General features: G+C 35.7%; 13 protein-coding genes. 12 read left to right on the top strand and 1 reads right to left on the bottom strand.

The window, feature by feature from the left end:
* From BOQ64_RS03405 to BOQ64_RS03390, 4 genes are all read left to right on the top strand, one after another.
* Nucleotides 1-312 carry a hypothetical protein gene (locus tag BOQ64_RS03405; RefSeq protein WP_129056015.1) on the top strand — a complete coding sequence of 104 codons (312 nt, stop codon included), beginning with the start codon at nucleotides 1-3 and terminating at the stop codon, nucleotides 310-312.
* A gap of 174 nt (nucleotides 313-486) precedes the next feature.
* Entirely contained in the window at nucleotides 487-2,346 is a 1,860-nt protein-coding gene (locus BOQ64_RS03400; protein ID WP_129056017.1) for a glycoside hydrolase family 13 protein, read from the top strand.
* A 9-nt stretch (nucleotides 2,347-2,355) separates the two neighbouring features.
* Entirely contained in the window at nucleotides 2,356-2,877 is a 522-nt protein-coding gene (locus BOQ64_RS03395; RefSeq protein ID WP_129059633.1) for a nuclear transport factor 2 family protein, read from the top strand.
* An 18-nt stretch (nucleotides 2,878-2,895) separates the two neighbouring features.
* Nucleotides 2,896-4,278, top strand: coding sequence for an MFS transporter (locus BOQ64_RS03390; protein WP_129056019.1), 1,383 nt, complete (start codon nucleotides 2,896-2,898; stop codon nucleotides 4,276-4,278).
* A gap of 117 nt (nucleotides 4,279-4,395) precedes the next feature.
* Here the strand turns inward: BOQ64_RS03390 and BOQ64_RS03385 are convergent, their stop codons facing one another.
* Nucleotides 4,396-4,860: a lipocalin family protein gene (locus BOQ64_RS03385; RefSeq protein ID WP_129056021.1), complete on the bottom strand. Its 465-nt coding sequence runs from the start codon at nucleotides 4,858-4,860 to the stop codon at nucleotides 4,396-4,398.
* A 303-nt stretch (nucleotides 4,861-5,163) separates the two neighbouring features.
* Here BOQ64_RS03385 and BOQ64_RS03380 point away from each other — a divergent pair, with 303 nt between their 5' ends.
* The 8 genes from BOQ64_RS03380 to purD all read left to right on the top strand — a co-directional run bounded on the left by BOQ64_RS03380 (nucleotide 5,164) and on the right by purD (nucleotide 12,754).
* A complete protein-coding gene (locus BOQ64_RS03380; protein WP_129056023.1) occupies nucleotides 5,164-5,892 on the top strand; it encodes a pirin family protein in 729 nt (242 codons plus the stop codon).
* A 108-nt stretch (nucleotides 5,893-6,000) separates the two neighbouring features.
* Nucleotides 6,001-6,552 carry an NADPH-dependent FMN reductase gene (locus tag BOQ64_RS03375; protein ID WP_129056025.1) on the top strand — a complete coding sequence of 184 codons (552 nt, stop codon included), beginning with the start codon at nucleotides 6,001-6,003 and terminating at the stop codon, nucleotides 6,550-6,552.
* 279 nt (nucleotides 6,553-6,831) lie between these two features.
* Nucleotides 6,832-7,824, top strand: coding sequence for a phosphoribosylformylglycinamidine cyclo-ligase (gene purM / locus BOQ64_RS03370; protein WP_129056027.1), 993 nt, complete (start codon nucleotides 6,832-6,834; stop codon nucleotides 7,822-7,824).
* A gap of 83 nt (nucleotides 7,825-7,907) precedes the next feature.
* Nucleotides 7,908-8,330 carry a hypothetical protein gene (locus tag BOQ64_RS03365; RefSeq protein WP_129056029.1) on the top strand — a complete coding sequence of 141 codons (423 nt, stop codon included), beginning with the start codon at nucleotides 7,908-7,910 and terminating at the stop codon, nucleotides 8,328-8,330.
* A gap of 48 nt (nucleotides 8,331-8,378) precedes the next feature.
* On the top strand, nucleotides 8,379-8,945 hold the full coding sequence (gene purN, locus BOQ64_RS03360; RefSeq protein ID WP_129056031.1) for a phosphoribosylglycinamide formyltransferase: 567 nt from the start codon (nucleotides 8,379-8,381) through the stop codon (nucleotides 8,943-8,945).
* Nucleotides 8,946-8,963: 18 nt separating this feature from the next.
* Complete coding sequence (locus BOQ64_RS03355) at nucleotides 8,964-9,812, top strand: hypothetical protein (protein WP_129056033.1); 849 nt, start codon at nucleotides 8,964-8,966, stop codon at nucleotides 9,810-9,812.
* Between the two features lie 96 nt (nucleotides 9,813-9,908).
* Nucleotides 9,909-11,426, top strand: a complete 1,518-nt coding sequence (gene purH, locus BOQ64_RS03350; protein ID WP_129056035.1) for a bifunctional phosphoribosylaminoimidazolecarboxamide formyltransferase/IMP cyclohydrolase — start codon at nucleotides 9,909-9,911, stop codon at nucleotides 11,424-11,426.
* A gap of 89 nt (nucleotides 11,427-11,515) precedes the next feature.
* Nucleotides 11,516-12,754 carry a phosphoribosylamine--glycine ligase gene (gene purD / locus BOQ64_RS03345; RefSeq protein ID WP_129056037.1) on the top strand — a complete coding sequence of 413 codons (1,239 nt, stop codon included), beginning with the start codon at nucleotides 11,516-11,518 and terminating at the stop codon, nucleotides 12,752-12,754.
* The last annotated feature ends 141 nt before the right edge of the window (nucleotides 12,755-12,895 follow it).

Genomic DNA, 12,895 nt, shown 5'->3' with positions numbered 1-12,895 from the left:
ATGAGATGGTATATAATGTTATTTTTTATATTGTTTATCTCCTGTTCAAAGGGAGAAGATCAGAAGTATGCTCAGATTTTAGCCAATGAAGAATGCAATTTGGTTGTAGACATACCACCAACGAGTTCGGTTTGGTTCGAAGTAAAGGGATATGATCCTATAACAAAGAAAAATAAAATTTGTAAAACGCATAACAGATGGTGGAATATGTTTGCAGATGAAATAGATACTGGAGATACTATCGTTAAGAAAAAAGGAGAATTAGTATTTAGTATTCATAAAAAAGATACTATTATTAATCATAAGTGGTAGACTTTAAAGTTCTAAAAATTTGCATAAAGTAATTTTGTATAATAAGGCTGTTTCATTTTCGAAGCAGCCTTTTATTTTTTTATACAGGCTGAACTTGAGCTTAATGATATAAAAAATATATTTTAATCTTTCAATATCTCTATTTAAATTTTTAATACTAAATTGTCCATTACTATGAAGACAATTTATGCAGCTTTAGCCATTTCCGTAGCCTCTGCCGCTTTTTCTCAAAAAACATTGGAAAAAGTGGAGCCGGCTTTCTGGTGGAAGGGGATGAAAAACCCCGAACTACAGCTTTTAGTGTATGGGAAAGATATCGCGAATCATGAAATCACCCTTTCAGATGGTATACAGATTAAGGGTGTTCAGAAAGTTGAAAATCCAAACTATGTTTTTATTACTGTCAATACCGGTGAAATAAATGTTCCTAAGTTTTCCATCAATATCAAAAAAGGGAAGAAGAATCTAGCCTCTTATATGTACGAACTGAAACCAAGAAATTCAGGATCAGCAGATCGGGAATCTTACACTTCAAAGGATGTTATGTATCTCATTATGCCTGATCGTTTTGCGAATGGAAACGAAAAAAATGACTCTGTTCCGGAATTAATAGAAAAAGCAGATCGCAATTTACCCAACGGAAGGCATGGCGGAGATTTGCAGGGAATTATCAATAACCTTAATTATATCCAAAACCTTGGTGCAACAGCTGTTTGGTTAACCCCCGTAAATGAAGACAATGAAAAAGTATATTCCTATCACGGATATGCTCAGACTGATCTTTATAAAATTGATGCTCGCTACGGAACCAATGAAGACTACAAAAAACTTTCTCAGGAGCTGAATAAAAGAAATATGAAACTGGTAATGGATTATGTCACCAATCACTGGGGTATTTCTCACTGGATGATTAAGGATCTTCCCACAAAAGACTGGGTTCACTTGTTTAAAGATGGAGAGAGTGGTTTCAAGAGGTCCAATTACAAAATATCCACACAGTTTGATCCTAACGCTTCAGATATTGATAAAAAATATGCATTGGATGGATGGTTCGACAAAACAATGCCTGATATTAACCAGAAAAATCCACTAGTTTTAAAATATTTAACCCAAAATGCCATCTGGTGGATTGAGTATGCTGAATTAGGAGGTTTCCGTGTAGATACCTATCCTTACAATGATAAAGAAGCCATGGCAAAGTGGGCCAAAGCAATTACTGATGAATACCCCAAATTTAATATCGTAGGAGAAACCTGGTTGGGGACAACAGGGCAGATTTCAGCCTGGCAGAAAGATTCCAAAACAGGAGAAGCAGCCGGATACAATTCAAATCTGCCGTCTGTAATGGATTTTACGCTTTTTGGAGACATGCCAAAAGCTTTTAAAGAAAAAGAAGGCTGGAATACAGGAATGATTAAACTTTATGAATCTTTCAGCAGCGATTTTCTTTATCCGGACATCAATAATGTAATGGTTTTCTTTGAAAATCACGATACAGAAAGGTGGAATGAGATCTTCAATGCAGATGCGAACGTTTACAAAATGGGATTAGCCCTTATCTCAACAGTTCGTGGAATTCCACAGATATATTACGGTTCAGAAATAGGAATGCGTGGAGATAAGGAAAAAGGAGGCGATGCCGATATTCGCAGAGATTTTCCGGGAGGATGGAAATCCGATAAACAGAACGCTTTCAGTCCGGCAGCGCAAACTTCAGAACAAAAAGAATTCTATCAGTTCACTCAGAAATTATTAAACTGGAGAAAAGGGAAAGAAGTCATTCATACCGGAAAAACGAAAAACTTTGTTCCAAAAGATGGAGTATTTACTTATTTCAGATATAATGATAAAGAAAGTGTAATGGTGATCATCAACAATAATAAAAAAGATCAGACGTTAGATTTACAATATTTTGAAGAATCACTAAAAGGATTTTCCAATGGTAAAGAGGTGATTTCAGGAAAAGAATTCCCATTACAGAACATTTTAACCGTTCCTGCGAGGACCCCATTAATTATTGAACTTAAAAAATAAATAATACCTATGAAAAAATTAATAGCTGTTCATACATTGATCTTGCTTTTATTCGGATTTACAGTAGCCTCAGCGCAATCAAACAAAACATTTGAAAAAGAAAAATCAGAGATCAGTACTATGCTTGACGCTTTCAACGTAGCAGCCGCAAAAGCTGATTATACAGGTTATTTCAACTTTTTTGCCGATGAATCCACTTTTATCGGAACAGATGCCACTGAAATCTGGAATAAAAAAGAATTTATGGTTTGGGCAAAACCTCATTTTGATAAAAAAAGAACCTGGAATTTTACAGCACTAAAAAGAAATATCTATTTCAGCAAAGACGGAAAGTTAGCCTGGTTTGATGAATTATTAGATACCCAAATGAAAATCTGCCGCGGTTCAGGAGTTGTGGAAAAGATTAACGGACAGTGGAAAGTAAAACAATACGTCCTTTCTATGACAGTTCCTAATGATGTGGTAGATAAAGTAGTGGCTGAAAAAACAGCTCTTGAAGACGTTTTGATTAAAGAATTAAAAACAAAATAAGCATAAAGAAAGATAGCTATGGCTGGAAAATTGAAACCAGAACTTTCACTTGCTCAGATCATCAATATGAGTATGGGATTCCTGGGAATCCAAATGGCATTCGGATTACAGAATGGAAATGCAAGCCGTATTCTTGCCAATTTAGGAGCAGATGTTCACGAATTATCGTGGTTTTGGTTGGTAGCTCCCATTACCGGACTTATCGTTCAGCCTATTATTGGGCACATGGGTGATAATACCTGGAGCCCGCTAGGAAGAAGAAAACCTTATTTCCTGATTGGAGCCATCCTGTGCGCTATAGGATTGGTATTACTGCCTAATGCTGCTTCTGTAACCCAGATGTTTGCCGCGAATGCCCTTCTGTTAGCAGTAATTTTCCTGGCAATGATGGATGCTTCCGTGAATGTTGCGATGGAACCTTTCCGTGCATTGGTAGGAGATATGCTCCCAAAACATCAGGGAACCATCGGATTTTCAGTACAGACGATTCTGATAGGATTTGGAGCCGTACTGGGTTCTTATCTGCCGGATTGGTTAACGAAACTAGGCGTTTCTAACGTAGCACCAAAAGGTTTTGTTGCTGACAATGTAATTTATTCTTTTTATGTAGGAGCAGTGTTGCTGATTATCTCTATTCTATACACCATCATTACTACTAAAGAATACTCACCGGAAGAATTTGCTGCATTTGAAGATGGAAAAGAAATAGAACATGAAAAGTCTAAATTCTCAGATATCTTTAAAGATTTTGCGAGCATTCCTACGCAGATGAAAAAATTGGGAATTGTTCAGTTTTTCTCATGGTTTGCACTATTTACAATGTGGGTATTTACGACCAGTGCGCTGGCAACTCATCATTTGGGCCTTTCTCCGGAAGATACCCATTCAAAAGCATTCAATGATGCCGGAGATTTAACCGGGAAACTCTTTGGAATGTATAATCTCTGGGCTATTCCTTTCGCATTTTTGTTAACACCTATTGCTAAATGGATCGGTAAAAAGCAGACACATGCTTTAGCGTTGTTATGTGGTGGTTTAGGATTAATTTCCATGTATTTCATCAAAGATGTAGATAATCTGTGGATCTCAATGATAGGATTGGGATTTGCCTGGGCAAGTATTCTGGCAATGCCATACGCCATGTTGATTGAAGTTATTCCGCAGAGAAAAATGGGGGTTTATATGGGAATATTTAATTTCTTTATCGTGATTCCGCAGATTATTAATGGTTTATTTGGAGGGCCTATCGTAAGCGGTATTTTTGGCAAACAGGCTATGGATTATGTGGTAGTAGGAGGTGTTTGTATGTTGATCGGAGCGTTGGTGACCATGATTTTTGTGAAATCCGAAGACGAAACCCCTAAGGAAATTGAAGAAGAGATTAAACAGGTGCATTTCTAATTGGAATTTTCAGCAATGCAAACGTTGTATTTTTATCTATTAATGATCTGTAAAATCTGGATATTGTTTATACATAAAACCAAATATAAAAGCCACCTGATCAGGTGGCTTTATCAATTATAATCTTTTGAATACCGCTGTTATTTCATCCTTTATTCCATCTCCATTTACATCGCTTAATTCCTGTACGACTTCTAGTTCGGTAACAGTTAGTTTTTTTATAGTAGATACTTCGGTGGTTCCATCAGAGTTTTTTACCTGAATTTTTTTAGCAGAAGCATCATAGGTATAATCAGAAGTAATATCGGAATCAATTTTGCACTCTGATTCAGCATTTCCATAGTAGGTAATTGCATGCAGTTTTCCATTAGCGGAAATATCGATGAGGCTTTTTTTATCACATACAGTGGCATCTGAAGTTTTGTCGGCTATGATGCTGCCGTCTTTTCCTGAGTAGGCAGCATATTTAGCAGGTTGCCATTTCCCAACAATACTTGCTTCTACTGTTTCGTTGTTGTCATCATCACTGCTATTGCATGCAAATAGACTTATTGCTGCAATACTTAAAAATAAAGTTTTCATAATTATTCTTTTTTATTATTTGTGTTATACATCGCAAATATAATAAACTTTTAAAACCCTCTATAGTGAAATACATAGATTTAATTCTATAAAATGATTAGCTTTTCATATTTAAAAAAACAGTGTTCAATTTTATCGAAGATAAAATCCTTGCGTCTTAAAAACATTTTCACCATCTAAAATATTTTGCGCCTTTGCGTAATCCAACAAATAATTTCTTCTCCTCCATTTTCCTTTCTTATCCTATATCAACTTTTTTTCATCATCACATCCCGTACATTTGTACCATAAATAATCACAGAAATGAAAACAGTATATCATAAAGCAGATTCAAGAGGCCATGCCAATCATGGTTGGCTAAATTCTTACCATACTTTCAGTTTTGCCAACTATCAGAATAGAGAAAGAACAAACTTTGGAGTATTAAGAGTTTTGAATGACGATACCGTTTCTCAGGGAATGGGATTCGGGACACACCCGCACAGGGATATGGAAATTATTTCTATTCCTTTGGAAGGAGATTTGGAGCACAAAGATTCAATGGGAACTACTGCGGTAATCAGAAAAGGAGAAATTCAGGTAATGAGTGCCGGAACAGGTGTACAACACAGTGAATATAATAAAAATAAAGACGAAGAAGTAAAATTCTTACAGATCTGGGTTTTTCCTAGAGAATTGAATGTAGAACCACGATACGATCAGAAAAGCATCAAAGAAGGAGAAAAAATCAACGGATTCCAACAAATTTTATCTCCAAATAAAAATGATGATGGAGTCTGGATTCATCAGGATGCATGGTTTAATATTGCCAACTTCAAAAAAGACAACGGTAAAAACTACATGCTGAATAAAAAAGGCAACGGAGTGTACGCTTTTGTTTTAAAAGGTAGTGCTAAAGTAGGGGACCGCGTTCTGAATGAAAGAGACGGATTAGGAATCTGGGATACCCAAAGCTTTAATATTGAAGCAGTGGAAGACACTGAAATATTATTGATGGAAGTCCCAATGGAATTGCCTTCTTATCTTAAATAAAAAACTAAATTTGTATCCTCAAAATAAAAAATAATATGGAATTACCATCAGTAAAATCCTTGCGGATGGTAGTTCCTTAATCTATAACATAAAAATTTAATACGAAATATGAAAATCTTAGCAATAGCAGGAAGTAATTCAGAAGTTTCAATGAACAAGCAGTTGGTAGCATATGCATCAACATTATTTGATAAAGCAGAAGTAGAAGTGATCGATTTGAATCCTTTCGAAATGCCAATCTACAAGCATGAAAGAGAATTAGCAGGTGGAGTTCCTCAGGAAGCTCATGATTTTGCGGCTAAAATTGATGGAGCAGACTTACTATTGGTTTCTTTAGGAGAGCACAACGGAACATACTCTACAGCATTTAAAAATGTGTTCGATTGGGTATCAAGAATCAAAGACAGAACAGTATGGAATGAAGTACCAATGCTATTGATGTCAACATCACCTGGAGGTAGAGGTGGAGCCGGAGTTTTGGAAGCCGCATCTAAACGTTTCCCTTTCCACGGTGGAAATGTGGTAGAAACATTCTCCCTTCCTTTCTTTAATGATAACTTTGATAAAGCTGAACAAAAAATTTCTAACGCTGAGAAAGACAGTGAATTAAAGGAAAAAATCAAGAAGATTGCAGCCATTGAAACCATCCTTGAAAAATAGAATTTGAATATTCGTTAAAAATTACTATTTTTGCAAAAAGAAAAGAGATGAAAATTCAGACCTCCTATAAACAATGTTTTTCTCATAAAGGGAAAATTATGGACTCTGAAATTCTGAGATAAAATAACGGCCGATAATCTGAAAAGATTGTCGGCTTTTTTGTTTTCTAAATCGAATATAAAAAGTAAATTGAAATATATTAAGATAGTAAGATTGCAGACATTGGATCATAAATAATCTGAGAACTGAAATCTGAAAATCTAAAAAATCTAAGCAGACATGAGTAACACTTACAAATCAGCAGGAGTAGACAAAGAAGAAGGATACAAAACGGTTGACAAGATCAAAAAAGCAGTTGGTGAAACCCACAATTCCAATGTATTAAACCATTTGGGAAGTTTTGGTGCTTTCTACGAAATTGGTGGATACAAAAATCCGGTTCTTGTTTCAGGAACAGATGGAGTAGGAACTAAGCTGAAAGTAGCTTTGGATACCAAAAAATATGACTCAATAGGAGTAGACTGTTTCGCAATGTGTGCTAACGATATTCTTTGCCACGGTGCTAAACCTTTATTCTTCTTAGATTATTTAGCTTGTGGAAAGCTTGATTCTGAAATTGCAGCTGAAATCGTTTTAGGAATGGTAGAAGCTTGTAAAGATAACAACTGTGCATTAATTGGTGGAGAAACTGCTGAAATGCCTGGAATGTACCAGCCTGGAGATTATGATGTTGCAGGATTCTGTGTAGGAATCGTAGAAAAAGATCAGATCATTGACGGTTCTAAAATTAAACCAGGGAACAAAATTATCGCATTACCAAGCTCAGGATTCCACTCCAATGGATTCTCTTTAGTAAGAAAAGTATTCCCGAACTTTGAAGAAGAGTTTGAAGGAAAACCTTTATATGAAACTCTTTTAGTTCCTACAAGATTATATTTCAAAGACATTCATAAAGTATTGGAAGAAGTAAAAGTTGAAGGAATTGCTCACATTACAGGTGGTGGTCTTTACGAAAACGTTCCAAGAATTATCCCTGAAGGACTTTGTGCTTCTATCGACGGTTCTAAAATCAGAATTCCAAGCATAATGCTTGAATTGGAAAAAAGAGGTGGAGTTGCAAGAGAAGAAATGCACGGAACATTCAATATGGGTGTAGGGATGGTAATCGTTGTAGATGCTGAACATGCTGAAAAAGTATTACACCTTTTAGATGATGCTTACGAAATCGGTGAAATCACTGAAGGAGCAGAGAAAATCAATTTATCATTATAAATAATATAACAATCTGGCAATGTACCAGTGTACCAATTAAAATCATTGTTACATTGCTAGACTGATACATTATTACATTATAAATGAAGAAATTCATCCGCTACTTTATCATTACAATAATACTCCTCGGAGTTGGATATTGGGGATTTTATAGCTGGAAACATAAAACATCTTTAGGAGAATTCATTACCATCGAGGCTACATTCATGCAATATGCCTGCGGAGATGAAAATGACGATTCAAAAGTTAAAAAAGTAAGTGATCCAAGATATAACCTTTTAATAGGAAAAGATATCAATCCTGAAACGTCGGTATCAGAAGGATTTCAGACTTTAGATTTGAAGGATTACTTTTATGATAACCGTACTGATCAGTATCATATGACCTATAGGTTGAAGGGACGCTTGGAAATCAATTCAAAATCAGGATGTGACGATTTTACTCCAAGGTTTTATGTTGAGGAAATAGAAAGACTGGATGGAACACATCGGGTAATAATAAAATAAAGAAAGCCTTGTTAAGGTTTTAAGTCTTGAAAAGACTACCAAATAAATATGAAGAACATTGTAGTGCTTGTATCCGGTTCAGGAACCAATTTGCAGAGAATCATTGATACCATTGAAGCTGGAGAAATCCAGAATGCAAAAGTGTCTTTAGTGGTGGCAGACAGAGAATGTTTCGGATTGGAAAGAGCGAAGAATCATAATATAGAAAACATACTGATTCCAAGAGGAAAGAATTTCAGCAGCGAATTGGCTAAAGTAATTCCACAAGATACAGACCTTATTGTATTGGCAGGATTCCTATCCATTTTAAAACCTGAATTCTGTGAAAACTGGAACGGTAAAATAATCAATATTCACCCAGCATTGCTTCCGAAATTCGGTGGAAAAGGAATGTGGGGAATGAATGTCCACAATGCTGTTATTGAAGCTAAAGAAAAAGAAAGTGGGGCAACAGTACATTTTGTAACTCCGGGTATTGATGAAGGAGAAGCTATTCTTCAGAAGTCTTTTGAAGTAACAGCAGACGATACCCCTGAAACATTGGCTCAGAAAGTTCATCAGATTGAATATGAGATATTTCCATTAGCCATTAATAAAGTATTGGGGAACAAATAAACTAGGGATAACCGGAATATGAGAAAAAAATTATTATTTGCTGTACTGCTTTCACTGTCATTATCATCTTGTTCTTCAGGTGATGAGGATGTTCAGGAAGTAACTACAACTGTTAATAATAATGATGGGGATTTAATGCCAACCCAATTGTTAAAAATAATTGTAGGCCTTGAGAAAGACGATCCATTTGGCTTTGACTATTATGAAGTGTTTACTTATGATAATCAGAGGAAATTGGTAAAGGTGGACAAAAAACGTGGCACTCAGTTATTTCAAGTGTATTTAAATTTGAATTATAGCGGAAATACAGTAATTGTAGAAAACAGAAGTTATGATCCAAATATTAAAATACTCAAAAATACCACTGTCTACACTTTAAATAATAATGGAAAAGTGATAGAAAAATACGTTCCTTCTCCATCTTTTAATGGACAAGTCACTTATGGATCCAGAAAATATTATTATGAATATGATGGTCAAAATAAATTACAAAAAATAATTTTAAAATATCCGGATATCGTTCCCGGGACACCATCTTATTCCTATTTGAAAGAGCTGGAAAGAGTTGATCTATTCTTTTATGAAGGAAATAACCTGAAGAGAATAGTAAGCCAGTCTGCCGAGGATTATAACAGTAATTTCAACATAAAACAGGAAACTATATTTTCCGATTATGATATGGCGAAAAATCCATTTAAGAAACTGGGATTAATAGAGTCATATTTTTATAGAAGCCTTTCGGAGAATAATTATAGGAATTTGAAAGTCTATAATTATGATGAAGAAGGTACTAAAACCTTAGTTTCAGAACAGGGATGGAGTTTCCGTTATGATCAGAATAATCAGTTATTGCTAAGTGATAATTGAGTAAAATAAAAAAATCTAAGTAAAATAAAAAGTAATCCGGAGGTGAAAGAACCGGATACAGTTTGAAATAACTGTGAAAAGTAAAAATTGAAAGTAATGAGTAAAAAGAGAGTTTTAATCAGTGTTTCTGACAAAAGTGGATTAATCGAATTCGCACAGTTTTTGGAAGCTCAGAATTATGAGTTGATCTCCACAGGAGGAACGTTCAAACATTTGAAAGACGCTGGTTTAAATCCAATTCAGATTGATGAGGTAACCGATTTCCCTGAAATGTTGGACGGAAGAGTGAAAACTTTACATCCAAAAGTTCACGGTGGTTTGTTAGCAGTTCGTACCAACGAAGAGCACATGAAAACCGTTCAGGAGCACGGAATTGGTCTGATAGACATGGTGATCGTAAACCTTTATCCTTTCTTTGAAAACGTGAATAAAGACATTTCTTTACACGAGAAAGTAGAGTTTATCGATATCGGTGGACCATCTATGCTTCGTTCTGCAGCGAAAAACTTTGATTCTGTTACCGTAATTACTGATGTAGAAGATTATACAACAGTAAAACTGGAAATGGAACAAAACGGAGATACTTATATCGAGACTCGTAAGAAGCTTGCAGGAAAAGTATTCAACCTTACATCAGCTTATGATGCTGCTATTTCAAGAATGCTTTTAGATGAGGAATATCCAACGTATTTAAACGCATCTTACAAAAAAGTTTCTGATCTTAGATATGGTGAAAACCCTCACCAGTCGGCTGCTTATTACGTTTCTACTTTTGAGAACGGAGCAATGAAAGATTTCGAACAGCTTGGTGGTAAAGAACTTTCTTTCAACAACCTTCGTGATATGGACCTTTGCTGGAAAGTAGTTACTGAATTCAAAGAAGAAATGGCTTGTTGTGCTGTAAAACACTCTACGCCTTGTGGAGTTGCAATTGGTACATCAGCATTGGAAACATACCAAAAAACTTTTGAATGTGATCCGGTTTCTATCTTTGGCGGAATTGTTGCTATGAACTATAAGATCGATGCAGCAACGGCTGAAGAGCTGAACAAAACATTCCTTGAGATTGTAATGGCTCCGGATTTCGACGAAGAAGCTCTTGAAGTTTTAAGAAAAAAGAAAAACCTTAGAATCATCAAAATAGTAAACCCTGTTTCTGATAAGAAGACTTGGGTAAAAGTAGACGGTGGTATCTTGGTTCAGGATAACGATTTACATTTCTCTGATGATATTAAAGTAGTGACTGAAACTCAGCCTACAGAAGAACAGAAAAAAGCATTGCTTTTCTCTCAGAGAGTAGTAAAATATGTGAAATCTAATGCGATTGTGGTTTCCAACGGGATCCAGGCTTTCGGAATCGGTGGTGGACAGGTAAACAGAATCTGGGCTACACAACAGGCGATTGAAAGAGCAAAAGAAAAATTCACAGGCGATTTAGTATTGGCATCAGATGCATTTTTCCCTTTCCGTGACGTAGTAGATTTCTGCGCTCAGGAAGGTATCAAAGCGATCATTCAGCCAGGTGGAAGTGTAAAAGATCAGGACAGTATTGAAGCTGCTAATGAGCACAAAATCCCAATGATGTTTACTGGGGTTAGACACTTTTTCCACTAATTAAAATAGAATTAAAAAATAATTCGGGATGGTAATTTTAGCATCCAAAATTATATATTTGTAGAATAAGACTAGATAATAAATAAAGTATGAGAATATTAATCATAGGTGAAGGCGGTAGAGAATCTGCTTTAGCAGCAAAGCTTCAGAATGACCCGAGAATTTCTAAAATGTTTTTTGCTAACGGGAATGCTACTACCGATGCAATAGGGAAAAATGTTCATTTATCAGAAATCAAAGAACTTAGAGATTTCGCTATTAAAGAAAAGATCGATTTAACCATCGTAGGACCTGAAGCTCCATTGGTAGCTGGGATCAAGGATGAGTTTAAAAAGCACGATCTTAAGGTTTTTGGACCTACTCAGAAAGTAGCAAGCCTGGAAGGAAGTAAAGCTTTCTCTAAGAAATTTATGCAGACCTATGATATCAAAACAGCGAAAGCGGTAGTATTTGATTCATACAACGAAGCAAAAGAATACATCCAGACTCAGCAATATCCTCTAGTAATCAAAGCGAGTGGTTTAGCAGGTGGAAAAGGGGTTGTAATCTGTGATAACCTTGAAGAAGCTGAAGCTACCATCCACGATTTCATGATCAGAAGAATCTATGGAGACGCTGGTATCCGTTTAGTAATCGAAGAATATTTACAAGGATTTGAAGCATCTATCATCGCTTTCTCAAACGGTGAAAAATTGTTCCCTTGTATTGCTGCAAAAGATTATAAGAAAGCTGGAAATGGTGATTCAGGACCAAATACAGGAGGTATGGGATCTGTGGCACCAAGCCCGGAATTCACTCAGGAACACTACGCTGATTTTGAGCAAAATATTTTAGAGCCTACTATTAAAGGTCTTAAAGCAGAAGGTTTCAGTTTCAAAGGAATCATTTTCTTCGGATTAATGGTAACTAAGAACGGAGCTTACCTTCTTGAGTACAACATGAGATTCGGAGATCCTGAAACTCAGGTATTGATGGCTCTTATGGAAAACAACCTATTAGATGTGATCCAGGACTGTATGGACGGAAAAGACATTCAGCTTAAGTTTAAAGATGAAAAAGCAATTTGTCTTGTAATGTGTTCAGGAGGTTACCCAAGAAACATCGAAACAGGTTTCGAAATTACAGGAGAAGATAAAGTAAAACACAGTAAACTATTATACGCAGGTGCTATTACAAAAGGAGACAAAGTAGTTTCCAATGGTGGTAGAGTTCTGAACATTGTAGCTACAGGAGCTACTTTCGAAGATGCCCGCAAAAAAGTTTACGAAGATGCAGGTCACGTACATTTCGATTACGGCTTCTACAGAGAAGACATCGGAAAGTTTTAATAAATCACGAAAAAAGATTTGGAGTCATTCCAAGTCTTTTTTTGTAAAACAGTTAATATTAGAAATAAGAGTTCAGATGCAAGATTCTAGACTTCAGACAAAAATCTGATTTCTGATGTCTGAAATCTGATATCTTTCAAA

Source organism: Chryseobacterium sp. CH25 (assembly GCF_004119455.1).
Lineage (GTDB): Bacteria > Bacteroidota > Bacteroidia > Flavobacteriales > Weeksellaceae > Chryseobacterium.
Note: the sequence above shows the minus strand (reverse complement) of the source record. Positions and strands in the feature narration are given on the sequence as shown.

Bases quoted from the DNA above. Each gene is read 5' to 3' on its own strand.
- BOQ64_RS03405 (WP_129056015.1), top strand. From the start codon at position 1: ATGAGATGGTATATAATGTTATTTTTTATATTGTTTATCTCCTGTTCA.
- BOQ64_RS03400 (WP_129056017.1), top strand. From the start codon at position 487: ATGAAGACAATTTATGCAGCTTTAGCCATTTCCGTAGCCTCTGCCGCT.
- BOQ64_RS03395 (WP_129059633.1), top strand. From the start codon at position 2,356: ATGAAAAAATTAATAGCTGTTCATACATTGATCTTGCTTTTATTCGGA.
- BOQ64_RS03390 (WP_129056019.1), top strand. From the start codon at position 2,896: ATGGCTGGAAAATTGAAACCAGAACTTTCACTTGCTCAGATCATCAAT.
- BOQ64_RS03385 (WP_129056021.1), bottom strand. From the start codon at position 4,860: ATGAAAACTTTATTTTTAAGTATTGCAGCAATAAGTCTATTTGCATGC.
- BOQ64_RS03380 (WP_129056023.1), top strand. From the start codon at position 5,164: ATGAAAACAGTATATCATAAAGCAGATTCAAGAGGCCATGCCAATCAT.
- BOQ64_RS03375 (WP_129056025.1), top strand. From the start codon at position 6,001: ATGAAAATCTTAGCAATAGCAGGAAGTAATTCAGAAGTTTCAATGAAC.
- purM (WP_129056027.1), top strand. From the start codon at position 6,832: ATGAGTAACACTTACAAATCAGCAGGAGTAGACAAAGAAGAAGGATAC.
- BOQ64_RS03365 (WP_129056029.1), top strand. From the start codon at position 7,908: ATGAAGAAATTCATCCGCTACTTTATCATTACAATAATACTCCTCGGA.
- purN (WP_129056031.1), top strand. From the start codon at position 8,379: ATGAAGAACATTGTAGTGCTTGTATCCGGTTCAGGAACCAATTTGCAG.
- BOQ64_RS03355 (WP_129056033.1), top strand. From the start codon at position 8,964: ATGAGAAAAAAATTATTATTTGCTGTACTGCTTTCACTGTCATTATCA.
- purH (WP_129056035.1), top strand. From the start codon at position 9,909: ATGAGTAAAAAGAGAGTTTTAATCAGTGTTTCTGACAAAAGTGGATTA.
- purD (WP_129056037.1), top strand. From the start codon at position 11,516: ATGAGAATATTAATCATAGGTGAAGGCGGTAGAGAATCTGCTTTAGCA.